20 protein-coding genes are annotated in these 22,891 nt (G+C 72.4%); 6 read left to right on the top strand and 14 right to left on the bottom strand.

All coding sequences use genetic code 11. From position 1 onward, the window contains the following. Nucleotides 1-87: 87 nt before the first annotated feature. Complete coding sequence (locus OG435_RS06435; RefSeq protein WP_266875834.1) at nt 88-3,102, top strand: carbohydrate binding domain-containing protein; 3,015 nt, start codon at nt 88-90, stop codon at nt 3,100-3,102. A gap of 13 nt (nt 3,103-3,115) precedes the next feature. On the opposite strand, the gene OG435_RS06430 is transcribed toward OG435_RS06435, so the two are convergent. From OG435_RS06430 to OG435_RS06415, 4 genes are all read right to left on the bottom strand, one after another. Then, entirely contained in the window at nt 3,116-3,787 is a 672-nt protein-coding gene (locus OG435_RS06430; RefSeq protein WP_266875833.1) for a response regulator transcription factor, read from the bottom strand. Beyond that, nucleotides 3,784-5,061, bottom strand: a complete 1,278-nt coding sequence (locus OG435_RS06425) for a sensor histidine kinase (RefSeq protein WP_266875832.1) — start codon at nt 5,059-5,061, stop codon at nt 3,784-3,786. Before OG435_RS06425 ends, OG435_RS06430 begins: the two co-directional genes overlap by 4 nt. Before the next feature lie 151 nt (nt 5,062-5,212). Further along, entirely contained in the window at nt 5,213-7,783 is a 2,571-nt protein-coding gene (locus OG435_RS06420; protein ID WP_266881550.1) for a plasma-membrane proton-efflux P-type ATPase, read from the bottom strand. A 5-nt stretch (nt 7,784-7,788) separates the two neighbouring features. Continuing rightward, on the bottom strand, nt 7,789-8,121 hold the full coding sequence (locus OG435_RS06415; RefSeq protein WP_266875831.1) for a hypothetical protein: 333 nt from the start codon (nt 8,119-8,121) through the stop codon (nt 7,789-7,791). Nucleotides 8,122-8,362: 241 nt separating this feature from the next. On the opposite strand from OG435_RS06415, the gene OG435_RS06410 reads away from it, so the two are divergent. After that, entirely contained in the window at nt 8,363-8,989 is a 627-nt protein-coding gene (locus tag OG435_RS06410) for an alpha-ketoglutarate-dependent dioxygenase AlkB (protein ID WP_266875830.1), read from the top strand. Between the two features lie 64 nt (nt 8,990-9,053). Further along, nucleotides 9,054-9,461: a hypothetical protein gene (locus tag OG435_RS06405; RefSeq protein ID WP_266875829.1), complete on the top strand. Its 408-nt coding sequence runs from the start codon at nt 9,054-9,056 to the stop codon at nt 9,459-9,461. Between the two features lie 55 nt (nt 9,462-9,516). On the opposite strand, the gene OG435_RS06400 is transcribed toward OG435_RS06405, so the two are convergent. Both OG435_RS06400 and OG435_RS06395 read right to left on the bottom strand, forming a co-directional pair. Then, a complete protein-coding gene (locus OG435_RS06400; protein ID WP_266875828.1) occupies nt 9,517-9,810 on the bottom strand; it encodes a YkvA family protein in 294 nt (97 codons plus the stop codon). Beyond that, nucleotides 9,810-10,274 (bottom strand): MarR family winged helix-turn-helix transcriptional regulator, encoded by a 465-nt coding sequence (locus OG435_RS06395; protein WP_266875827.1) that lies wholly within the window; start codon nt 10,272-10,274, stop codon nt 9,810-9,812. Before OG435_RS06395 ends, OG435_RS06400 begins: the two co-directional genes overlap by 1 nt. Before the next feature lie 120 nt (nt 10,275-10,394). Between OG435_RS06395 and OG435_RS06390 the strand changes: the two genes are divergently transcribed. Together OG435_RS06390 and OG435_RS06385 are read left to right on the top strand one after the other, a co-directional pair. Next, nucleotides 10,395-10,967 carry a DoxX family protein gene (locus OG435_RS06390; protein ID WP_266875826.1) on the top strand — a complete coding sequence of 191 codons (573 nt, stop codon included), beginning with the start codon at nt 10,395-10,397 and terminating at the stop codon, nt 10,965-10,967. Nucleotides 10,968-11,053: 86 nt separating this feature from the next. Continuing rightward, nucleotides 11,054-12,883, top strand: coding sequence for a glycoside hydrolase family 15 protein (locus tag OG435_RS06385; RefSeq protein WP_266875825.1), 1,830 nt, complete (start codon nt 11,054-11,056; stop codon nt 12,881-12,883). Between the two features lie 24 nt (nt 12,884-12,907). Here OG435_RS06385 and OG435_RS06380 read toward each other — a convergent pair whose 3' ends face one another. The 6 genes from OG435_RS06380 to OG435_RS06355 all read right to left on the bottom strand — a co-directional run bounded on the left by OG435_RS06380 (nt 12,908) and on the right by OG435_RS06355 (nt 18,904). Further along, nucleotides 12,908-13,660 carry an ABC transporter ATP-binding protein gene (locus tag OG435_RS06380; protein WP_266875824.1) on the bottom strand — a complete coding sequence of 251 codons (753 nt, stop codon included), beginning with the start codon at nt 13,658-13,660 and terminating at the stop codon, nt 12,908-12,910. After that, entirely contained in the window at nt 13,609-14,769 is a 1,161-nt protein-coding gene (locus tag OG435_RS06375; protein ID WP_266875823.1) for a glycine betaine ABC transporter substrate-binding protein, read from the bottom strand. The genes OG435_RS06380 and OG435_RS06375 overlap by 52 nt, the downstream gene beginning before the upstream one ends. A 50-nt stretch (nt 14,770-14,819) precedes the next feature. After that, nucleotides 14,820-15,695, bottom strand: a complete 876-nt coding sequence (locus tag OG435_RS06370; protein WP_430625588.1) for an ABC transporter permease — start codon at nt 15,693-15,695, stop codon at nt 14,820-14,822. Further along, nucleotides 15,692-16,807, bottom strand: a complete 1,116-nt coding sequence (locus tag OG435_RS06365) for an LLM class flavin-dependent oxidoreductase (protein ID WP_266875822.1) — start codon at nt 16,805-16,807, stop codon at nt 15,692-15,694. Before OG435_RS06365 ends, OG435_RS06370 begins: the two co-directional genes overlap by 4 nt. A 452-nt stretch (nt 16,808-17,259) precedes the next feature. Next, nucleotides 17,260-17,796, bottom strand: a complete 537-nt coding sequence (locus OG435_RS06360) for a rhodanese-like domain-containing protein (protein WP_266875821.1) — start codon at nt 17,794-17,796, stop codon at nt 17,260-17,262. 307 nt (nt 17,797-18,103) lie between these two features. After that, nucleotides 18,104-18,904, bottom strand: coding sequence for a helix-turn-helix transcriptional regulator (locus OG435_RS06355; RefSeq protein ID WP_266881548.1), 801 nt, complete (start codon nt 18,902-18,904; stop codon nt 18,104-18,106). 229 nt (nt 18,905-19,133) lie between these two features. Here OG435_RS06355 and OG435_RS06350 point away from each other — a divergent pair, with 229 nt between their 5' ends. Next, a complete protein-coding gene (locus OG435_RS06350; RefSeq protein WP_266875820.1) occupies nt 19,134-20,153 on the top strand; it encodes a zinc-dependent alcohol dehydrogenase family protein in 1,020 nt (339 codons plus the stop codon). 108 nt (nt 20,154-20,261) lie between these two features. Here OG435_RS06350 and OG435_RS06345 read toward each other — a convergent pair whose 3' ends face one another. Then, nucleotides 20,262-21,710: an APC family permease gene (locus OG435_RS06345; RefSeq protein WP_266875819.1), complete on the bottom strand. Its 1,449-nt coding sequence runs from the start codon at nt 21,708-21,710 to the stop codon at nt 20,262-20,264. Between the two features lie 285 nt (nt 21,711-21,995). Continuing rightward, nucleotides 21,996-22,886, bottom strand: coding sequence for an STM4011 family radical SAM protein (locus OG435_RS06340; RefSeq protein ID WP_266875818.1), 891 nt, complete (start codon nt 22,884-22,886; stop codon nt 21,996-21,998). Nucleotides 22,887-22,891 lie beyond the last annotated feature (5 nt).

Here is a 22,891-nt window from a genome sequence, read left to right as displayed (position 1 = left end):
CTGGATAACCTCCCCGCAAAACCTTGCGGCAAGTTTTCAATGCCGCGGAGCCGCAGGGCTGTTGGGCCCCGCTTCGAGGAGCAGACCTTGAGATCACGTACGCGATCACGTCCCGGAGGGCGGTCCGTTGCCCTGGCTCTGGCCGTCGCGGGAAGTCTGGCGGCCGCGCTGCCGGTCGTCGGAGCTTCGCTCGCCGAGGCGGCCCCCGCCGCCGTGGCGGCGGGCGACGGCACGGCTACGGTCTTCTACTACACCAAGACCCGCAACTGGACTGCCTACAACCTGCATTGGGCACCCGACGGCGGTAGCTGGACGAGTGTGCCGGGCACCGGGATGGAGGTCGCCTGTACCGACTGGGTGAAGAAGACCGTCAGCCTCGGCTCGGCCGCCGGACTCCAGGCGACCTTCAACAACGGCCAGGGGACCTGGGACAACAACGGAGGCAAGAACTACGCCCTGGGCGCCGGGGTCATCACCGTCAAGGACGGAGTGGTGGCCCACAGCGACCCCTGCGCAGCCGGGGATCCGGGTGGCGGCACGGGGACCGGCGCGAGCGCCACCGTCTACTACGCGACGACGACGGTCGGCTGGCCGACCGTCAATCTGCACTGGGCCCCGACCGGCGGAGCCTGGACCACCGCCCCCGGCACCGGAATGGACCCCGCCTGCACGGGCTGGGTGAAGAAGACGGTGCCGCTCGGCTCGGCGGCCGGTCTCGCCGCCACCTTCAACAACGGCAACGGCACCTGGGACAACAACAACGGCAGGAACTACGCCCTCGGCACGGGCCTGTCCACGGTGAAGGACACCACGGTCACCGCGAACGCCGCCGACCCGTGCGCCGCCGCCGTCCCCGACACCACCACGCCCACCGTGCCCGCGGGCCTGCGGGTGACCGCCACCGACGTGTCCACCGTCGTGACCTGGGACGCCGCCACGGACGACCGGGGAGTGACCGGCTACCAGGTCACCCGCTCGGGCGGCACCAAGGGAACTTCTCTCACCTCCGTCACCTCCACCGTCCTCACCGAGTCGGGACTGGAGGAGCGCACCGCCTACAGCTACACGGTCAGGGCGGTGGACGCGGCCGGGAACCTCTCCGCCGTCTCCACCGCGGCCGTCGCCACCACGGGCACCCGACCCCCGGCCCCCGCCGGATCCGCGCCGCTGGGCGGAGACCCGCGCAAGGACCCGATCTACTTCGTGCTCACCGCCCGCTTCAACGACGGCGACAGCGCCAACAACCGGGGCGGCAGCCAGGACGTGAAGTCCGGGAACGCCGCCACCAACGACCCCATGTTCCGGGGGGACTTCAAGGGTCTGGTCGAGAAGCTGGACTACGTCAAAGCCCTCGGTTTCTCCGCGATCTGGATCACCCCGGTCGTGCTGAACCGCTCCGACTACGACTACCACGGCTATCACGGCTACGACTTCTACAAGGTCGACCCCCGCCTGGAATCGGCGGGCGCCTCCTATCAAGATCTGATCAACGCCGCCCATGCCAAGGGCGTCAAGATCTACCAGGACGTGGTCTACAACCACAGTTCCCGCTGGGGAGCCAAGGGCCTGTTCACCCCCACCGTCTACGGCGTGCGCGACGCCCAGTGGTCCTGGTACTACGACGAGAAGCAGGCCGGCTTCGAGTACGACGGCCTCACCGTGGACCCCAAGAGCGGAAAGTCGTACTACAACGGCGACTTGTGGTCGACCAGCGAGCCGTCCGGGAACACCTGCGTCAACTGGGGCGCGGCCACCCAGTACAAGAGCGCCGAGGGCTACACCATCTACAACTGCCAGTGGCCGAACCCCACCTCGGGGATGTTCCCCAAGGCCCTGTTCCACCAGTGCTGGATCGGCAACTGGGAAGGGGAGGACGCCCGTTCCTGCTGGATTCACGAGGACCTCGCCGACTTCAACACCGAGAACGCGGCCGTCCAGAACTACCTCATCGGCGCCTACAACAAGTACATCGACATGGGCGTCGACGGCTTCCGCCTGGACACGGCCGTGCACATCCCCCGCGTCACCTGGAACCGCCGCTTCCTGCCCGCCATCCAGCAGCGCGTGGCCCAGCAGTTCGGCGCCCGGAAGGCCCAGGACTTCTACGTGTTCGGCGAGGTCGGCTCCTTCGTCAACGACAAGTGGAACCGCGGCTCGGCCAACCAGTCCGCCCAGTACTACACATGGAAGGATTCGGCGGCGTACAGCGCGGACGACGCCACCGCCGCCGTCCAGCAGTACAGAGAAGACAATGATCCGGCGAAGCAGCCGACCAGCACCAACGCCTTCCTCGACGGAAACGTGTACCACGCCCCCGACCACAGCAAGTTCTCCGGCATGAACGTCATCGACATGCGCATGCACATGAACTTCGGGGACGCGAACAACGCCTTCCAGAACGGCAAGGACTCCGACGACAGCTACAACGACGCCACTTACAACGTCGTCTACGTCGACAGCCACGACTTCGGCCCCGGAAAGTCCTCCACCCGCTACGCGGGCGGCACCGACGCCTGGGCCGAGAACATGGCCCTGATGTGGACCTTCCGCGGCATCCCGACCCTGTACTACGGCTCCGAGACCGAGTTCCAGGCCGGCAAGCAGATCGACTGCGGCCCGACCTGTCCGCTCGCCGGCACCGGCCGCGCGTACTACGGGGACAAGATCGCGGGGACGGTCACCGCCTCCGGCTTCTCGAAGGTCGCCTCCGCCACCGGGCCGGTCGCCACCACCCTCGAATCCCCCCTGGCCAAACACCTCCAGCGGCTGAACGAGATCCGCCGCGCCGTGCCCGCGCTCCAGATGGGCCAGTACTCCACCGAGGGCGTCTCGGGAGGCATGGCCTTCAAGCGCCGCTACACCGACACCGCCACCGGAGTGGACAGCTTCGTCCTGGTGGCCGTCACCGGGGCCGCCACGTACACGGGCGTCCCCAACGGCGCCTACAAGGACGCCGTCACCGGCGACGTGAAGACCGTCACCGGCGGCACGCTGTCCGTCCCGGCCCCCGGGAAGGGCAACATGCGGGTCTACGTCCTCGACCCGGGCGGCGCCAACGCCGCCCCCGGCAAGGTGGGTGCCTCCGGGCCCTACCTGAAGTAGGGCCGCGGACCGGTCACCGAAGGAGACCGGTCAGGAGCTCGCGCTGGTCGTTGGCGAGGAGGGCGAGCTGCGTGCGGTTCGCGAGGCCGCACTTGTGCAGGGCGCGGGAGAGATGGGTCTTGACCGTGCCCTCCGCGAGGCCGAGCCGCTCGGCGATCTCCCGGTTGCCGAATCCGTCGGCGAGCGCGACCACGCAGCGCAGCTCACCCTGCGAGAGGGTGCGGACGCGCGCCATGACCTCGGGCGTCGGCGCCGGATGGTGGTGGGTGGCGAACCGGCTCATGACGGTGGAGATCACGTCGGGGCTGAGCACCGCACGGTGTCCGGCGGCGCTGTGGACCGCCTCGCGCATCTCCGCGCCTGAGGCGGTCTTCAGCAGGTAGCCGTCGGCGCCCGCCCGCCAGACCCGGGCCACCTGCTCCTCGTCCGCGATCGTCGTCAGGATGAGGATGCCGAGGCCCGGGTGTTCCTCGCGGAGCAGCCGGGCGGTCTCGGCGCCGTCCGGGCCGTCCGGCATGGCCAGATCGAGGAGGACGACGTCGGGGGAGTGCGCGGCGACGACCTCCAGGGCTTCGGCGCCCGAACTCGCCTCGCCCACGACCTCGATCTCGTCCGGGACGGCGAGGATGGTGCGCAGTCCCGCGCGGATGACGTCCTCGTCATCGGTGATCACGATACGGATCACTGCTCTGCTCCTTCGATCGGGTAGGGGGCGTGGGCGCGCAGCAGGTAGCCGCCGGCCCGCAGGGCCTCCTCGGTGCCGGCATCGGGATCCGCCTCGGCGGGGCCGCCGGCCGGCCCCGCCTCGAGACCGCCGCCCAGCGACTCCAGCCGGCCGCGGAGCCCGGCCTGCCCGAGGCCGGTGCCCGGCGCGAGCGACCGTACGGGTGCTCCCGGCGGCCCGTTGCGGACGTCGAGGGTCCAGCCAGCGGGGTCCGCCCGCAGCGACAGCCGCACGGCCGAACCGGGGGCGTACCTCAGGATGTTGGTCAGTCCCTCGGTGACCACCCGGCGGGCGGCCTCCCGGTGGGCCGCCGGCAGCCGCCCGAAGCACTCGGCGAACCCGTCCGAGAGCCGTACGTCGACCCCCGCCGCCCTGACGCTGTCGAGCGAGCGGCTCAGGGCGTCGAGTCCGGTGCCGGGTCCGGCGGCGCCGTCCGGCGCCGTCGTGTCCAGCTCGCGCAGCCGGAGCACGGCGGTCATGCCCCGCAGATGGTCCGAGGCGGCCGCGCACTGCCGCTGCGCCGCGTCGAGGAGCCCGTCGGCGGACGGATCCCGCCCGCCCACGGAGCTCCGTAGGGATTCGACCAGGATGTTCAGCAGGGCCACATCATGGCCGAGCAGATCGTGGAACTCCCTTACGAGCCTGCGCCGTTCGGCGTTGACCGCCTCGGCGGCCCGCTCCCGGGCCACCTCCTGGAGGTGGGCCCGCTCCGCCAGGTGGCGGCTCCGGGTCACGCCCACCACGCTCGTCAGGGCCACGGTGGAAGCCAGCAGGGCCAGGCTGGAGGGGGAGCTCTCGTGGACCAGGGGCGGGCCGGAGCCCAGTGCGTTGATCGTGATCAGCTCGGCGGTGGCGGCCACCCCGAACCCGTAGGCGTAGGCGGCGCGTTGGTGGCGTCCGGCGGCATAGGCGAGGAAGAAGAGGGTGATGAACTTCGCGCTGAGCGCGGTCGCGGCCAGTACCACGAGGGCGGCGAGCGGGAAGCGGGTCCTGCGCCACAGCAGCGCGGCGCAGGAGGCGAGGATCCCCAGCCAGCGCAGCAGCGGGTGGCTGGCCCAGGACTGGTGGGCGACCTCGGCGTAGACCTCGAAGGGGACGGTGATCAGCAGGCACGCCACGGCGGCGGCCCGGTCCCAGGCGACCGGGCCCCAGGCGGCGGAGCCCCGGGAGACGGAGCCCTGGGAGGCGGAGCCCCGCCGGTTCGGGGCCGCACGGAAGAGCGCGTTCCACTCCACGTTCCTCTCCGTCCTCACCTGCTGATCCGCTGATCGGCGCTTGCATCGTGTACGAGCACCCTGCCATCGGGACGGACCCAGGTCCGGCGTGCGACACGGAGCGGGTCCCGCCCGGAACCGGTCCGGGCGGGACCCGCGGGCGGGCACGTCCTCAGTGGGAGGCGGCGGCCCGGACGCCGGGGCGCCGGTCCAGGAACCAGTGGGCGGCGAGCTTGAGCTGGTCCTCCAGGAGGAAGCAGCAGATCGCGTAGCCCCAGACGGCAGCCGCCCAGCCCCAGCCGAGCGGGGTCATCCCGACGCCGAACACGGTGACGAGGGTGGCGATGGTCTGGGCGACGGTGACCGCGATGACCAGGGGCTTGGCCGGGGACGGGGAGGTCCAGAACCGGCCCTTGGTGCGGGTCACGAAGATGGTCAGCTGTCCGGACACCGACAGGCTCAGGTAGACGAGGGAGTGGATCAGGCCGTCGCTCAGGTGGAAGACCTCCCGGCCGAGGACGAAGAGCAGGAAGGTCTCGGCGACGCCGACCACTCCCAGCACCGTGGCCACGGTCAGGACGCTGCGCATGTCCCAGGTCACGGGCTTGTGGGAGCCGCGGACCTTGTCGTAGGCGATCGTCAGGATCGCACCGTCGTTCAGCAGGGCCAGCAGGACGATCATCATCGCGGTGACCGGGAAGAAGTTGTACGCGACGATCGTCAGGGTGATCAGGCCGAGCACCCGGATGGTCTCCGTGATGCGGTAGGTGGCGTAGTTGACCATCCGCTGGATGATCTCCCGGGCCTGGCTGATCGCGTGGGAGATGACCGACAGGCCGGGGGTCAGCAGGACCACGTCCGCGGCGGCGCGCGCGGCGTCCGTGGCGTCGGCCACGGCGATGCCGGCGTCGGCCTGCTTGAGGGCGGGGGCGTCGTTGACCCCGTCGCCGGTCATGCCGACGATGTGGCCGCGCTCCTGGAGCATCTTGACGATGCGGTACTTGTGCTCCGGGAAGACCTGCGCGAAGCCGTCCGATATCTCGACGAGTTCGGCGAGCTCCGCCTCCGGACGGCTGTCGTCCAGCGCGTGGGTGTTCAGGATGTTGTCGCCCATCCCGATCTGACGGGCCAGCTCCCGGCTGATGGCGACCTGGTCGCCGGTGACCATCTTCACGGAGACGCCCAGCTCGTTCGCCGCGGCCACGGTGTCCGCGGTGTCCTCGCGCGGCGGATCGGCCAGCGGCAGGATGCCGAGCAGGCGCCAGGCCCCCGACTCGTCGGTACGGGCCACGCCCAGGGAGCGGAAGCCGCGGGCGGCGAAGGAGTCGGCGATGGCGGCGACCTGCGCCGCGGCCGGGTCCCCGTCGCAGAGCCGGGCGATGACCTGGGGGGCGCCCTGGCTCACGTGGTACGAGCCCGGCGCCGGGCCGGGACCGGGGCCGAAGGCGACGGTGGCTTCGGTGCGCTTGCTGACCGGGTCGAAGGGGACGAAGTCGGTGACCGGCAGGCCGTGCGCCCAGCCGGTGTCGGAGTCGGTCAGCCGGTCGGTGGCGGTGGAGATGACGATCCGGTCGATGGGGTCGCCGTTCTCGGCGCGGGAGGCCAGCGCGGCGGAGCCGAGCAGGTCGTCCTGGTCGACGCCGTCCGGGACCCAGGGGTCGAGGATCGCGAGGCGGTTCTCGGTCAGGGTGCCCGTCTTGTCGGAGCACAGGATGTCGATGCTGCCCAGTTCCTCGACGGCGGGCAGGTTCGAGACGACCGCTCCGCGCTTGGCGAGGTTGCGGGCGCCGACGGCGAGCGTCACGGACATGACGGCCGGCAGGGCGACCGGGACGGAGGCGATGACGACGACGAGGGCGAACTCCAGGACGGAGAGCACCGGGTTGCCGCGGGCCACCGAGACGATGATCGTGAGGGTGACCAGGGCGACGGCCAGCAGGATCAGGTAGTTGCCGATCTTCAGGACGGCCTGCTGCAGGTGGCTGACCGTGCCGGCCTCGCCGACCAGGGCGGTGGTCTTCCCGAAGAAGCTGTTCGCGCCGGTGCCTTCGACGACGGCGTCGGTCTCACCGCGCACGATGACCGAGCCGGAGTACAGGGTCTCGCCGCGGCCCCGCTCGACGGGCAGGGATTCGCCGGTCAGGGCGGCCTGGTCGACTTCGAGGGTGCCGGCGCCCAGAGCCCGGACGTCGGCCGGGACGACGTCCCCGAGCCGGACCCGGACGATGTCGCCCGGAACCAGTTCGCGGACGGCCTCCGTGCGCCAGACCCCGTCGCGCAGGACGCGGGCCTCGGTGGCGAGGCGCTGCTTGAGGGCGGCGATGGCGTTGGCGGCCTCGTGCTCCTCCATGAAGGCGACCACGCCGTTGACGACGAGCAGGACGCCGATGATGGCGACGTCGACCCAGTGCTGGACGGCGATCGAGAGGACCAGGGCCGTCTCGATCATCCAGGGGATGGGGGCCCAGAAGTAGCCGAGGAACTCCCGCAGGGGGTTCTTGTGTTCCTCGGCGATCTCGTTCGGACCGTGCTCCTGCAGGAGGCGGTGCGCCTCGGCGGTGGTGAGCCCGTCCGGCCATGAGGCCGGGGGCTCGAAATCCTCGGGTTCCTCGGGCGCGCCGGGATCGGCCGGCCCGGTGGTGGCTCCGGTGGCGGCACCGGAGGGTGCTCCGGTGGGCGCTCCGGCGGCTCCGGTGAGGCCAGTGGGTGTGGCGGGGACGGTGGGGACGGTGTCGGTGTTCATGGCGGTCACTTGCCTCCGTGCAGCAGGGAGAGGAAGGAGGGGATCTCCATCGGGCGGGCCCCGCTGGTCATCGCCATGTGGGCGTGGGAGACCGTGCCGGCCCTCAGGATGCGGATGACGTGGCTGCCGCACCGGGCGCACTCGGAGCGGGTCAGCGGGGAGGGGACCCGGTCGCCGTCCACCGTGCAGAGCGTGCGCTGGACGCCGGTGCCGTCGATGTAGTGCTGGACGTCGTACTGCTTCTCCCAGCCGAAGCCGCAGTCGAGGCAGGAGAAGGCGTAGGACTCGTGGAGGACCTCGGGAACGGTGTGGGAGGTGAATTCGTCGATTGTGCTCATCGCGTGTTCCTCGTGACCGGTGATGGACTTCTCGTCCGCAGTTGCTGCGGTGCCAGGGGGTCGGTGCCCGGTCTCTCACTCCGACCTCTTCCAGGAAACGACCATCGAATGCCTCGTGGGGGCGGTGAACGGCCCTAGTTCTGGGGCCTGGGCCCCGCCCTCTCGGGCCATTTCGTAAGCGGAAGTGAGCGGACCCCACTCGACTCGCGCAGATGTTCGAATAGCGCGTTATCCTGGACCCATGCACGCACTCCAGGGCTCGCTCTTCGACCAGGGCGACGAGATCCGGCTCGGCCCGCTCGCGGGCGCCCGGCGGACCGACCTGGGCGCCGGGGCCTGGGTCGACCACCTGCCGGGCTGGCTGGCGGGCGCCGACGCGCTGTTCGAACGGCTCGCGGCGGACGTCCCGTGGCATGCCGAACGCAGGCAGATGTACGAGCGCGAGGTGGCGGTCCCGCGGCTGCTGGCCCACTACGGCGAGGCCGACCCGCTGCCGCATCCCGCCCTCACCGAGGCCCGGGCCGTGCTGAGCCGTCACTACGCCCCCGAGCTGGGCGAGCCCTTCACCACGGCGGGCCTGTGCCTCTACCGCGACGGCCGCGACAGCGTCGCCTGGCACGGCGACCGCACGGGCCGCTCCGCCACCGAGGACACGATGGTCGCCATCCTCTCGGTGGGCGACCCCCGCGACCTGGCCCTGCGTCCCCGCGACGGCGGCCCCACCCTGCTCCGTCTGCCCCTGGGCCACGGCGACCTGGTGGTGATGGGCGGCTCCTGCCAGCGCACGATGGAGCACGCCGTCCCGAAAACGGCCCGCCCCGTCGGTCCCCGCATCAGCGTCCAGTTCCGCCCGCGCGGGGTCGGCTGAGCGTCATGTGCGCGGATGCCTCCAGGGCCTGATCGGCGCAAGGGCCCTGATACGGTCGACGCCCATGAGGGCGATCAAATACGACCAGGCATTCCGTGAACGGGCGCGCCGCAAGCAGGCGTGGGGCCTGGCTCTGATCGCCGGAGCCTCCTTGGTCTGGATCTGGCTCGCCTACCAGTTGCTCTTCCCCTTCTCCGTCGATCTGCCCGCGGGCAAGGAGCAGGAGTGCCAGTCCCGGGTCTTCTTCTACTCCGGTGACGAGGGCTCGAGGATGACGCCCGACGACTACCTCGGCGCCGAGGGCAAGCGCTGTGACGCCGCGCGGGACTTGGGCGGGCTCCTCGCCGCCCTGGTGCTCTCCCTTCCGCTCGCCGTCGGCGGCACGGTCCTCTCCACCTCGGCCGGTACCGCGGACCGGCTGAGCCGCCACGCGGCCGAAGTCGCCCGCCTCACCGCCCACCCCGAGGGCTGATCCGCGGCGGCCGATCCGGCTGGGAAAGCCGCCGACCCGCCGACCCGCCGGCCGGCTACGCCGCGTCGAGTCCCTTGGGTGGGCGGGCCGCCGAGGCCGCCGCGTGGAGGGAACGCAGGGCTAGGAGGAGGATGCCGATGTCGTCCAGGTAGACCGGGTCCGGGATCAGGTCCACCGGCGAGATCGTGTACGCCACCGCGGCCCAGAAAAGGGCCTTGTCGCGCAGGGGGATGCCCGCGTCTCGCAGGAGCTTGCGGGCCGCGAAGACCCGTACGAGGAGTACGGCCGCGGTGACCGCCAGACCGGCCGCCACCACCGCCACGATGAGCCAGACGGTCGTCGCGTCCATCAGGCGCCCTGGGTCCGCAGTCGGCGGCTGACCTCGCCGAGGCCGTCCGCGAGCGCGTCGAGCTGTTCGGGGGTCAGGACGTCCACCAAGACCTCGCGCACCGTGGTCACGTGCCCGGGTGCGGCTTCCGTCAGGCGGGCGCGGCCCGCCTCGGTGAGGACGGCGTAGATCCCCCGGACGTCCGACGGGCAGGTGCGGCGGCGAACGAGCCCCGCCTTCTCCATCTGGGTGACCTGGTAGGTCAGCCCGCTCTTGGAGTTGACGAGCCCGTTGGCGAGCTCCGTCATGCGCAGTTCGCCCTCCGGCGCCCTGGCGAGCCGTACGAGGATCTCGTACTGCGGGTGGGAGAGTCCGGAGTCGTCCTTGAGCTGCTGTTCGAGGCGGCGGCCGACCAGGGCGGAAGCGGCCAGGAACCCCTGCCAGGCGCGCATTTCGCGGTCGTCCAGCCATTTCGTTTCAGCCATGGATCCAGGCTACACGCGCCGTTCCAATTTGAATCAGCGGCGGAGGCGGGGTTAAGGTCGAGAGAGTCGTTCGAATTTGAATATCCTGCCCCTCGGGCCGCCCGACCGGAAGGACCCCCCATGACCAGCCCCTCCGTCACCACGCCGAAGCCGCGAGCCGGCGAACCGGCCGCATCTCCCGCGCGCCCCTCCGCCGCGGCGCTGTCCACCTCCGCCCACGATGTCGGCCTGCTCCTCCTGCGCGTGGTCCTCGGACTGACCATGGCCGGCCACGGCGTGCAGAAGCTCTTCGGCTGGTTCGGCGGTGGCGGCATCGACGGCACCGGCCAGTTCTTCACCGCCAGCGGATACCCGGCGGGCGACGCCATGGCCGTCCTCGCCGGCCTGACCGAGACCCTCGGCGGGCTCGGCCTCGTCCTCGGGCTGCTCACGCCGCTGGCGGGCGCCGCCCTGGTCGGCACCATGATCAACGCGATCGTCGTGCACGGCACCGGCTCCTTCTTCGCCCCGCAGGGCATCGAGTACGAGCTCCTGCTCACCGCCGGCGCAGCCGCCCTCGCGCTCACCGGCCCCGGCCGGTACGCCGTCGACCGCTTCCTGCCCGTCCTGCGCGGCCACCGCCTCGCTCACGGCGCGCTCGCGGTCGGCCTCGGCGTCGTGACCGCGGGCGTGCTCCTCCTCGTGAGGAACTGAGGGGATTACGAGCCGTCGCGGGGCAGGCTCCGTGCGGGACCCGTACGGGCTGATTGAGTGCGGGTATTCGGGGGAAAGTGCCATAAATGACACAACCCATCGAAGACTACGCACTCATCGGCGACCTGATGACCAGTGGACTGGTCGGCCGCGACGGGTCCATCGACTGGCTGTGCCTGCCCCGCTTCGACTCGGCCGCCTGCTTCGCCTCCCTCCTCGGCGACGAGGAGAACGGCCACTGGCGCATCGCCCCGGCCGCCGCCCCCGACGCCGCGCGCTGCACCCGCCGCGCGTACGTCGACGGCACCCTCGTCCTGGAATCCTTCTGGGAGACCGAGGACGGAGCCTCGTTCAAGGTCATCGACTTCATGCCGCAGCGCGACAACGCGCCCGACCTGATGCGGATCGTCGAAGGCCTCACCGGCGAATCGACCGTGAGCAGCGCCCTGCGCCTGCGCTTCGACTACGGCCACGTCGTGCCCTGGGTCCGGCGCGGCGGCAACCGGGAGGGCGACCGGGTCGCAGTCGCCGGGCCCGACGCCGTGTGGCTGCGCAGCGAACCTTCCGTGCACACGTGGGGCGAGGGCATGAGCACCCGCTCCGAGTTCACCGTCGCCGCCGGCGAGCGCGTCGCCTTCGTGCTCACCTGGCACCCCTCGCACGAACCGCGCCCCGAGCCCCTGGACCCGTACGCCGCCCTGGAACAGAGCCTCGCCGACTGGCGGGAATGGACCGGCCGGTGCACGTACGAGGGCCCCTACCGGGACGCGGTGGTGCGTTCCCTGATCACTCTCAAGGCCCTCACCTACGCCCCGACCGGCGGGATCGCCGCCGCCGCGACCACCTCCCTGCCGGAGGAGCTCGGCGGCGTCCGCAACTGGGACTACCGCTACTGCTGGCTCCGCGACTCCACCCTCACCCTCGGCTCCCTGGTGGCCACGGGGTACCTCGACGAGGCCCGCGCCTGGCGGGCGTGGCTGCTGCGGGCCGTCGCGGGCGACCCGGCCGACCTGCAGATCATGTACGGGATCGGCGGCGAGCGGCGCATCCCGGAGAGCGAGCTGCCCTGGCTGAAGGGGTACGCGGCCTCCGCGCCCGTCCGCGTCGGCAACGCGGCCGTCGACCAGCTCCAGCTCGACGTCTACGGAGAGGTGCTCGACTCCCTCTACGTGGCCCGCTCCGCCGGACTCCCCGCCGAGTGGCACTCCTGGAAGATCCAGCTCGCGCTCCTCGACTTCCTGGAGCAGAACTGGCAGCGCCCCGACGAGGGGCTGTGGGAAGTGCGCGGCCCGCGCCGCCACTTCACCCACTCCAAGGTGATGGCGTGGGTCGCCGCCGACCGGGCCGTGCGCACCCTGGAACTCAACCCCAAGCTGTCCGGAGACGTGCACCGCTGGCGCGCCATGCGGGAGGCGGTGCACGCGGACGTGTGCGAGAAGGCCTACGACCCGGAGCGGCGCACCTTCACCCAGTACTACGGCTCCCGCGAACTGGACGCGGCCACCCTCCTCATCCCCCGCGTCGGCTTCCTGCCGCCGGACGACCCCCGGGTCGTCGGTACGGTCGACGCGGTGCGCGAGGAGCTGGGCCGCAGCGGCCTGGTCCGCCGCTACAGCACCGAGGGGCTCTCGGTGGACGGCCTGCCCGGCGATGAAGGGGCCTTCCTCGCCTGCTCGTTCTGGCTGACCGACGCCCTGTACCTGACCGGGCGGGAGAAGGAGGCGCGGGAGCTCTTCGAGCGGCTGCTGTCCGTGCGCAACGACGTGGGGCTGCTCGCCGAGGAGTACGACCCCGTCTCCGGACGCCAACTCGGCAACTTCCCGCAGGCGTTCAGCCACGTCGGCCTGGTGAACACCGCCCTCACCCTGGGCGGTGTCAGCCTGACGGCGGGCCAGTTGCCAGGGGGCGCCGGGTGAGGCGCGCCGGGTGAGGGCTGCCGGTCAGCCCGGGCGCAGCGCCCGGGCCAGTCGGCCGCGCAGCCGCGCGAACTCGGGGGAGGCCCGCAACCCCGCGACGTCCGTGGCCGGGTCGCGGGGGAGCGGCACCGCCAGGTCCTCCACGACCCGGCCGGGCCCCGAGGCCATCACCAGGACACGGGATCCCAGCAGCATCGCCTCCTCCACCGAGTGCGTCACGAACAGCACCGTCGTGCCGAGCCGCCCGGCCAGGGAGCGGACCTCCTCCTGGAGGCGCTCCCGGGTCAGCGCGTCCAGAGCGGCGAACGGCTCGTCCATCAGCAGAAGTTCGGGTTCCGCCGCCAGGGCCCGGGCCAGCGCCACCCGCTGCTGCTGACCGCCGGACAGCTCCCAGGTGCGGCGCCTGGCCATGCCCGGCAGCCCCACCCGGTCCAGCAACTCGGCGATCCGGTCCGGCCGCCGGGACCGGGGCACTCCGTGGCGGGCCAGCGCGAAGCCGAGGTTCCCGCCCACGGTCCGCCACGGGAACAGCCTCGGCTGTTGGAACACCACCCCGGCGCCCCGCCCGGGGCGCGGAGCGGTGCCCCGGACCAGGGCGGTACCCGAGGCCGGCCGCGCGAAGCCGGCGATCACCCGCAGCAGGGTGGTCTTGCCGCAGCCGGAGGGGCCGACGAGGACGACGAACTCGCCTGCGCGGACCCGTAGGTCCACCGCGTCGAGCACCGTCACGGGCTGCTTCGCCGGTCCGTAGCGGACCGACACCCCGGAGAGGTCCACGGCGAGCTCCCCGCCGGCGGCGCCGGTTGCGGCGCCGGCCGTGGCGAGGGCTGCGGTGGCGGGCTCAGTGTGCGGCACGGCCGAGCTCCTCCACCGCGAGGGCCCGGCCGAAGGCGGCCTCGTCCGGAACGGAGTCCACCTTCTTCTGCTCCTTCAGGAAGACGGCCGCGTCGCGCAGGGTGGCCGCCAGCTTCCCGGGAGCGCCGGGCGTGCCGAGGTAGTCGGGGCCGGTCTGCTCCTTTGCGCTCAGCAGCACCAGCTCCGAGAGCTGGCGCTTCGCCTCCTCCGGCGCCAGCCCGAGCTCCGCCCCGATGGACTTCGCGGCCTGGTCGGGGGGCGGTACGGGCCTGCCCGACGGCCTGGTCCTGCGCCTTGATCCAGGCCGTGACCACCTCGGGGTGCGCGGCCGCGAACGCGTTCGTCACCACGCCCAGGTCGGCGGTCGGCTTGCCCTGCTCGGCGAGCTGCCGGCTCGTGACGAGCACCTTCCCGTCCCTGGCCAGCTCGCTCAGCGTCGGCGTCCACACGTACGCCGCGTCGATGTCCCCGCGCTTCCAGGCGGCGAGCGCGTCCTGCGGCTGGAGGTCGATCGTCTGCACGGCCGCCGGGTCCACGCCCGCGGCCTTCAGCGCGGCGAGCAGCGAGTAGTGGGCGGTGGAGCCGAAGGGCGTGGCCACCTTCTTCCCGGCCAGGTCCTTGACCGAGCCGATCCCCGGCTTGGCGACCAGCGCCTCGTTGTCGCCGATCAGGTCGTGGATCCACACCACCTTGTACGGGATGTTCAGCGGGGCCGACAGACCCTTGGTGACCGGGCTGGACCCGGCCAGGCCCAGGTCCACCGATCCGGCGATCACGGCCGTGTTGACGTCGCCGCCGGACTCGAACTTGACCCACTTCACCTCGGCATCGGGCAGGGCCTGCTCCAGCAGCCGCTGGTTCTTCACGATCAGGTCGGCATTGGGTATCGCCTGGTAGGCGATCCGTACGGTGGTCCGCCCCGGCTTGGCGGCCGAGTCTCCCCCGTCCGCCCCGCAGGCGACGGTGGTGGAGGCGGTCAGGGCGACGGCGGCGGCCAGCAGCAGGGCACGGCGGGACACGTTTCTGGGCACGGTTGAACTCCAGCAGTGGGAAGGGGTGTTGGGGAGGAAGGGGGCGGGCCTCAGCCGCGGCCGCGCCAGGGGACGGCGAACCGCTCGATGCCCCGGAGCAGGGCGTCGAGCGCGATCCCGGACAGTCCGATGGCGAGGATGCCGGCGATCACCAGGGCCGTCTGGTTGTAGCGCTGTGCGTCGCGGATCATGCCGCCGATGCCGGGCACGCCGTTGATGGTCTCCGCCGCCACGACGGAGGTGTACGCGACCCCGACGGCGATCCGGATGCCGGTGAGGATCTCCGGCAGCGCGGCGGGCAGCCGCACCGACAGCAGCAGGGATCCCGGGCCGGAACCCAACGCACGGGCCGCCTCGACGAGTTCGTCCGGGACGGTCCGTACGGCGGCGGCCGTGGCCGCGGCGATCGGCGGCAGCGCGGCGATCACCAGCAGCCAGATCTTCGGCGCCTCGTCGATGCCGAACCAGATGATGAGCAGCGAGAGGTACGCGAGCGGCGGCAGGGTGCGCAGGAAGGTCACGGCCGGCTCCAGCACCACCGCGAGCGGCCGGACGGTGCCGATCAGCAGGCCCAGGGGGACCCCCGCCAGCACGGCGTACGCGGAGCCGGTGCCGATGCGGCCGAGGCTCACCCCGAGGTGTTCCACCAGGAGGTGGCCGCCGTAGCCGCGGACGCCGTCGTGCGTGGTGGACGCCAGCAGGAACTGCCGCCACACCTCGCCGGGCGAGGGGACCAGCACCCTCGGCCACAGCTCGGCCGCCACCGCCGCCTGCCAGGCGATGAGCAGCACGGCCAGGGCGAGCAGGCGCAGCGCGGTCCAGCGCAGCGCCTCCCGGATCCGGGCCCGGGAGCGCTGCGCAGCCACGTCCGACGGGGCTTCGTGCGGGGCGGGTCGGGTCCCGGCCTCCGTGGTGAGCGCGCTCACGCGGCCGCCACCCCGGTGAGGGCGCGCAGGCGCGGGGCGACCTCTTCGCCCACCCGGTAGGCCTCTTCGAGGTGCGGGTAGCCGGACAGGATGAACTCGTCGACGCCCAGGGCCCGGTACTCCGCCAGCCGCGCCGCCACCTCGTCGTGTGAGCCGACCAGGGCCGTCCCCGCGCCCTCGCGGACCAGCCCGATGCCCGCCCACAGGTTCGGCGCCACCGTCAGGCGCCGCGCGTCCGCGATCCCGCCGTGCAGGGCCGCCATCCTCGCCTGCCCGGTGGAGTCCATGGAGGCGAACCGCTCCTGGGTCGCCCGGACCGCCGCCGGATCCAGCCCGGCGAGGATCCGGTCTGCCTCCGCCCAGGCCTCGGCCGCGGAATCCCGGCTGATGACGTGCAGCCGCAGCCCGAAACGGACCGTACGGCCCGCCGAGCGGGCCCGCTCGCGCAGCCGGTCGATGCGCGCGGCGACGGCCGACGGCGGCTCGCCCCACAGCAGTTGTACGTCGGCCCGCCGGGCGGCGACCTCCTCGGCGGCGGGCGAGGCGCCGCCGAAGTACAGCGGGACCGGGTGGCGCAGCTCCGGATCGGTGAGGCGGGCGCCCTCGATGCGCAGATGGGCGCCCTCGTGGTCCACCGACTTCCCCTCGAGCAGGTCCCGCAGCACGGCCATCACCTCGTCGGTGCGGGCGTAGCGCTCGTCGTGCGCGAGGCCGTCCCCGTAGGCGCGCTGCTCGGCGGGATCGCCGCCCGTCACCACGTTCAGCCCGAGCCGGCCGCCGGCGAACCGCCGGAAGGCATCGGCCTGTTGGGCGATCAGCGTCGGGCTCGCGAACCCCGCGCGGAACGCCACGAGGAATCCGATCCGGGTGGTGTGCTGCGCGAGGGCGGCCGTCAGGATCCACGGATCGACGCAGCCGAGTCCCACCGGGGTCAACAGCGAGTGAAATCCGGCCTGTTCGGCGGCGCGGGCGACCTGGGCGAGGTACGGGACGTCCGCGGGCCGGCGGGTGGCCGTGCGGCTGCGCCCTTGGACGGCGGTGACCCCGCCGGGGTCGCGGCCGTCCCCGCCCGTGGGCAGGAACCAGTGCAGCAGGAGCGGATTCTCGGGCATGGCGAAACCTCGTCGGAGCAGCGTGACGCGACGCACCGCCGCGCGAGGATCGGGCTGCGGGGCGGCGGTGACACGTGTACGGGGACGTGCGGGCAGGAATGCGGAGTCCGCGCGACCGTTGCGTGGCCGGGCCCGGCCACGAGGGCAGGACCACGGCCGCCGCGAACGGCGCGGTGAAGGGGGTCGTGAAGGGGGTGGTGGTGAAGGGTGCGCCGAGGGGCGCGGACTCGTCCGTACGGAGTCAGATACGGCGGATCGGTGAGATCAACAGCCGTGCGTACGGGAGGCGGCAGCCCGACAGAGCATGGTCGACACACGCAGCAGATCTACGTGACGACGCGATGTGAGTACGGGGGCCATGGGGTGCATCCTGTCGGTGTCCGGGCGGTATCGACAAGCGGGGTCCGGATGATGGACGAAATCGTTCCACATCCCGGACGGGAAGAGGAAGGCTACCGGCGGCGGTTGAAGGGCAGCCGGCCGAGGACCACGGCCATGCCGCACGTGTCCGTGAGGGCGGAGAAGACGAGCCCGGCGGCGATCCCGGCGCTGAGCAGCTCGAACGCCGGGTGCACCAGCGGGCCGAGGAGCAGCCCGAGGAGGACGAGCGCGCCCGCGGTCAGCCGGACCTGGCGCTCCATGGCCCAGACCCGGCGGGGTCCCTCGGCGGGGTAGTCGAGCGGGTGGCCGTGCGCCGACCAGGAGCTGGTGCCGCCGATGAGGCTGGTGGCCGCGATGCCGTGCCCGGCGAGGGTCCGCGCCGCGTTCTGCGAGCGGGTCCCCGAGGCGCACACCAGCAGCAGTTCCCGCTCCTGTGCGGCCTCGCGCAGCTCGGGCAGGGAGCGGCCGATCCGGTCGAGGGGGATGTTCAGCGCGCCGGGGAGGTGGCCGGAGGCGTACTCGCCGGGGGTGCGGACATCGACGATCCGGAACTCGGTGTGACGGGCGTGGGCCTGGTGGACATCGAGAAGGGCGGGGCTGCTGCTCATGGCGATCGGGCTCCTTGGGGAAAGGAAAAGGGGGATGCGCGGAGGCGCGGGGGATGCGGCGGGACCGTGGGAGACCTCGGGGCGCACCTGGGGGCGACGGGGACGGAGGTCGGCGGCGGGGCGGTCGGTCCGGTGCTGTCGGTCCGGAGCGAGCGGTCCGGGGCGGACGGTCCGGAGCAGGCGGGCGTCAGTGGGGACAACAGGAGCGCGACAGGAGGCGCTGGGTGACGGCCATGGCGCGGAGCATAGACGAAGGGGCGGAGCGGGCGAGACACCCCTTCCACCATTCGGGACGACGGTACGGGACTCAGCGCCGGGGGCCGGTCCCCGACCGGGCCTCCTCCCGGCGCCGCAGTAGGTCGGCACTGGCCGCGTCGGCGGGCAGGAAGGCCTCCAGGTGCAGCTCGGCCAGGGTCACGTCCACGGCCGTCGAGAACGAGGTCAGCGTGGTCAGCAGCCGGAGTTCCCCCTCGGCGGTCCGCAGCCGCAGCGGCACGGCGAAGCCGAGGTGCTCGGCCGGGCCGGAGCCATCGGCCGAAGCCGCCCCCGGCGCGGTGGCCGGCAGATACCCGTCCAGCTCCTCCACCAGCGCCTCCAGTCCAGGATCGGGGTGCTCCGAGGCCCGGGCGCGCAGGCTCTCCGTGATGTGCCGGCCCCAGGCCGCCAGGTTCACCACGCGCGGGCCCATGCCCTCCGGGTGCAGGGCGAGCCTCAGCACGTTCACGGGCGGAGCGAGCAGATGCGCGGCCGCGCCCTCCGCCACCACGTCGAACGCCGCGTTCGCCAGCACGAGTTCACCGCGGGGACCGGCCACCACCGCCGGATACGGGAGGTGCCCGGTCAGGATCGACCGCAACGCCTCCATGGCCGGCCCGATGGTCTCCGCATCCCGCGCGGATTCGGCGTACAGCGGCGCGTAACTGGCACTGAGAAGAAGGGAGTTGCGCTCCCTGAGGGTCAGCCCGAGGGATTCGGCGAGCCGGACCACCATCTCCCGCCCCGGGGTCGATCGGCCGCTCTCGATGAAGCTCAGGTGGCGCTGCGTGGTCCCGGCGAGGGTGGCCAGCTCCAGCTGGCTGATGCGCCGCAGGGACCGCCGCCGCCGCATCTCCCGGGCGAACGGCGAGGGTTCGCCGGAGGGGGCCGCTGCGGAGCGGGGTGCGGATGCGGGGGCCGACGGCGCGGTGGACGGGGCAGCGGTGTCGGCAGTGCGGTGGGCCATGTCCCCTTTCTAGCCGCCGGTCCGGCGGAGCCCTCGATTCCCCGGAGGGAATTGCCGCGCGTGTCCCGGCGCCGGAGCATCGGGGTCATCGGACACGGGCCCACCGGAGGCGAAGATGCGCGCGTACCACCTGGAGACGTTCGGCACGATCGAGGGCATCGCCTTGCGGGACCACGGCGGCCCCCGCCCGGTACCGGCCGGACCGACCGGGATCGTGGTCCGCGTCCGGGCCGCCTCCCTCAACAAGCGCGACCTGCTGATCCTGCGCGAGCGCTACCCGCTGCCCGCCGTGCCCGGGGTGGTCCCGCTGAGCGACGGCGCGGGGGAGGTGGTCGCGGTCGGGGAGGCGGTGACCCGGTTCGCGGTCGGCGACCGCGTCTCCTGCACCTACTTCCCGCGCTGGCGGGACGGCAGGATCACCCCTGACCTGGTCGACCAGCCCGGCTGCACCCTTGACGGGATGCTCGCGGAGTACGCCCTGCTCGACGAGGAATGGGCGGTCCGCGTCCCGCACCACCTGACCTGGGAGGAGGCCGCGACCCTGCCGTGCGCCGCGGTCACCGCCTGGAACGCGCTCACGGGAGGGGAGGGCGGAGCGCCGCTGCCGGGGCAGAGCGTGCTGACCCTCGGTACCGGTCCGGTCGCGCCCTGCGCGAAGCTGCTGGGCTGCCGGGTCGTCTCGACCACGTCGAGCGAGGAGAAGGCCGACCGGCTGAAGGCGCTGGGCTCCGACGCGGTCCTGGACTACGTGCGGACACCCGAGTGGGGCTCCGCCGTACGGGAGTTGACCGACGGCGGCGCCGACCTGGTCGTGGAGACGGGCGGGCCGGACACCATCGAGCAGTCGGTGCGGGCCAGTTCGCTCTACGGGCAGATCGCCCTGCTGATCACCGCCAGTGCCACGAAGTCCGGCATAGGGATCTCGCACGCCGCGTACGCGTCGAGCCTCGCGACGATCCGGCGGGTGTTCGTCGGCAGCCGGACGCAGTTCGAGTCGATGAACCGGGCGGTCGCGACCCACGGGCTGCGCCCCGCGATCGACCGGGTGCTCCCCTTCGAGGACGCCCACGAGGCCTACCGCGGCTACGCCGAGGACGCGCCCTTCAGCAAGGTGGTCGTCCGCGTCGGGACATGACCCGGATGCCGGGCCGGCCGTAGGAAGACGGGCCGGCCGGACGAAAAGAGGTGCGGGGCCACGGGAGGTGAACCCGTGGCCCCGCACCTCATCCCTGCCGGCCGGCCGCTACACGGAGGCGGCAGGAACCGCGGCAGCGGCCTCGGCCTCAGTCGACGCCAAGTCGTCCTCGTCCACCGGGATCGTGACCAGCCAGCGGGTGTCCTTGTGCGGGCGCAGGTACAGCGCCCAGTACACGGTGGCGACGGCGGTGATCCCGCCGGTCCACAGCAGGTACTGGGTCTCCTGCTGCGTCAGGATGTACGCGAACACCAGGATCAGCACGATCGGCACGGCGGGCCACAGCGGCATCCGCCAGGCGGCCGCCTCCCGGCGCGCCCGGCGGCGGCTGAACAGCGCGGCCACGGCGACCAGCAGGTACATGCCGGTCACCGAGACGCCGGTGACCCCGTAAAGGGTGTCCAGGTTGACGAAGCACATCGCCGCGCCGGGGATGCCGACGAGCAGGGTCGCCACCCACGGGGAGCCGAACCGGCCGAGCCGCGAGAGCGCGGAGTTGACCGGCGCGGGCCAGGCCTTGTCGCGGGCGGAGGCGAACAGCACCCGGGAGTTCTGGATGACCATGACGATGCCCGCGTTGACGATGGCGAGGGCCACGCAGAGGCTGACGAAGGTGCCGACGGCCGAGTTGGACCAGGCGGTCACCATGGCGCCGAGGTCGCCGGAGGTCAGGGCCTCGAGGTCGGGGGCGCCCAGGGTGATGCCGATGACCGGGACCAGGATGACGGCGCTGGAGATGGCGAGGGTCGCGAGCACGGTCCGCGGGACGTTGCGGCGCGGGTTCTCCAGCTCCTCCGAGAGGTACACGGCCGTCGAGAAGCCCTGGGTGACGAAGAGCGCGGTGGCGAGCCCGGCAACGACCATCATCGCGGTGACGGTGGACGTACCGCCGCCCTCCGCCGCCACGGTGCCGTGCACGAGGGCGCCGGCGCCCCGCTCGCTGTGGGCGAAGCCGAGTACGGCCACGAGTCCGGCGGCCACGACCTCAAGGACGAGGAAGATGCCGGTGATCCAGGCGTTGGCCCGCAGGTCGAGGAGACCGGCGAGGGTGGCCAGCAGCATCACGGCGGCCCCGGCGGCCGGGGCCGGTATGTCGACGACGGGGGCCAGGTAGTCGGCGGTGCCCATGGCGATCACGGGCGGCACGATCATCACGACCAGCAGGGACAGGACGAAGACCAGCCAGCCCGCGAGCCGGCCGGACAGGGTCGACACCATCGCGTATTCGCCGCCGGCGCTGGGGATGAGGGTGCCCAGCTCCGAGTAGCAGAACGCGACCCCGATGCAGAGCAGGGAGCCGATCGCGATGGTGAGCGCGGTCCAGGTGCCGAGGCTGGAGAAGAGGTCCGGGACCACGACGAAGAGGGTCGAGGCCGGCGTCACGCACGAGAGGGTGAGCAGGGTTCCGCCGACGACGCCGATGGAACGCTTGAGCTTCTGGGGCACGGGACCGGTGGCGGGGGAGAGGGCCTGAGGGGCGCTGATCGTGTCAGACATCGGTGCGGTGTTCCGATCGGCAGATGCGGTGATTGAGCGCGGGAGCGGTATCGCCTCCGGGGCGGTGGTGGGCAGATCTGGTTCGGTGGCTCCCGGGCCGAATGGAATCTCCGCGAGATCCGCAGGTCAAGAGCTGTTCACCTGCGGATTTCGTCGTCCGGTGGCGGGCCGGCCGCCGCGCGCGTCATGAACGCCGTGTAAACGCTGCGGGATCACCGTGTGCGATAACCGCATGTGACCGCGGGTAAATTTTCCTCCGCTTTGCCGACCCGCCGCCCTGCCGTGTCACGGGAGGGCGGGGAGGAGCGGGAGGCCGGGGCGGGCCGCGATCACGCCGGCCTCCGGGATCCGCTCCAGGACTCCGCCCGCGAAGACGTCGTAGAGCGGCAGCGTCTCCAGGTGGACGTAGCCGATGTGGCAGTCGCAGACCGCCAGGGGGCAGGCGCGCGGGCGCAGCGCGGCCCGGTACGAGCCGTCGTAGAGGTTGCCCAGCTCCGCCTTGACGAAGTGGCACCGCCGGACCGTGCCGGCGCCGTCCACCGAGATCACCGAGGCGCCCGTGCGGCACGGCAGCCCCGCCGAGCGGTGCGGGTGGCGGCTGAACGGGAAGAGCGGGTCCAGCGCGGTCCAGCCGTCCGCCTCCGGATCGGTGTACGCGTGTCCCTCCGCCGCGTTGATCCACAGGTACACCTCGGGCGGCAGCGCGGCGCGCAGTCGGCGGGCCTCCGCGAGGTGCTCGGGCAGGCCGACCACGCCCACGCTGAACCGCACCCCGGCGGCGGCCAGTTCCCGGCACTTGCCCAGGAAGCGGTCGTACGGGGTCTGCCCCGGGTGGTACGTGCACCACAGCGCGAGCGTGTCCAGGTCGGCCCCGGCGGTCCAGCCGGTGCGGCCGCTCAGGTTGGTCTGGATCGCGACCCGGCGCACGTGCGGCAGGTGCGACAGCTCCATCAGGGCGCGCCGGTACCAGGAGCGGACCAGGCCCTCGCCCCACGGGGTGAACAGGACGGACAGCCGGTCGCCGGTGTTCCCGGCCGCCCAGCCGGTGAACCGTTCCAGCGCGGCCCGGTCGGCGGTCAGCAGCTCCCGGCTGTCCCGCCGCTTGGCGAACGGGCAGTAGGGGCAGTCGTAGTCGCAGGAGGACAGCGGCCCCCGGTAGAGCACGGTCAGGTCCATCGGCG

Origin of the sequence: Streptomyces sp. NBC_01264 (assembly GCF_026340675.1) — a bacterium.
In the GTDB taxonomy this organism is placed as follows: Bacteria; Actinomycetota; Actinomycetes; order Streptomycetales; family Streptomycetaceae; genus Streptomyces.
The sequence above is the reverse complement of the archived record's forward strand: the minus strand, read 5'-3'. Positions and strand labels throughout refer to the sequence as shown.

What these genes read in the sequence shown, in the direction of transcription:
- OG435_RS06420 (WP_266881550.1), bottom strand. Translation starts at nt 7,783, where the DNA reads ATGAACACCGACACCGTCCCCACCGTCCCCGCCACACCCACTGGCCTC.
- OG435_RS06415 (WP_266875831.1), bottom strand. Translation starts at nt 8,121, where the DNA reads ATGAGCACAATCGACGAATTCACCTCCCACACCGTTCCCGAGGTCCTC.
- OG435_RS06410 (WP_266875830.1), top strand. Translation starts at nt 8,363, where the DNA reads ATGCACGCACTCCAGGGCTCGCTCTTCGACCAGGGCGACGAGATCCGG.
- OG435_RS06405 (WP_266875829.1), top strand. Translation starts at nt 9,054, where the DNA reads ATGAGGGCGATCAAATACGACCAGGCATTCCGTGAACGGGCGCGCCGC.
- OG435_RS06400 (WP_266875828.1), bottom strand. Translation starts at nt 9,810, where the DNA reads ATGGACGCGACGACCGTCTGGCTCATCGTGGCGGTGGTGGCGGCCGGT.
- OG435_RS06395 (WP_266875827.1), bottom strand. Translation starts at nt 10,274, where the DNA reads ATGGCTGAAACGAAATGGCTGGACGACCGCGAAATGCGCGCCTGGCAG.
- OG435_RS06390 (WP_266875826.1), top strand. Translation starts at nt 10,395, where the DNA reads ATGACCAGCCCCTCCGTCACCACGCCGAAGCCGCGAGCCGGCGAACCG.
- OG435_RS06385 (WP_266875825.1), top strand. Translation starts at nt 11,054, where the DNA reads ATGACACAACCCATCGAAGACTACGCACTCATCGGCGACCTGATGACC.
- OG435_RS06365 (WP_266875822.1), bottom strand. Translation starts at nt 16,807, where the DNA reads ATGCCCGAGAATCCGCTCCTGCTGCACTGGTTCCTGCCCACGGGCGGG.
- OG435_RS06360 (WP_266875821.1), bottom strand. Translation starts at nt 17,796, where the DNA reads ATGAGCAGCAGCCCCGCCCTTCTCGATGTCCACCAGGCCCACGCCCGT.
- OG435_RS06355 (WP_266881548.1), bottom strand. Translation starts at nt 18,904, where the DNA reads ATGCGGCGGCGGCGGTCCCTGCGGCGCATCAGCCAGCTGGAGCTGGCC.
- OG435_RS06350 (WP_266875820.1), top strand. Translation starts at nt 19,134, where the DNA reads ATGCGCGCGTACCACCTGGAGACGTTCGGCACGATCGAGGGCATCGCC.
- OG435_RS06345 (WP_266875819.1), bottom strand. Translation starts at nt 21,710, where the DNA reads ATGTCTGACACGATCAGCGCCCCTCAGGCCCTCTCCCCCGCCACCGGT.
- OG435_RS06340 (WP_266875818.1), bottom strand. Translation starts at nt 22,886, where the DNA reads ATGGACCTGACCGTGCTCTACCGGGGGCCGCTGTCCTCCTGCGACTAC.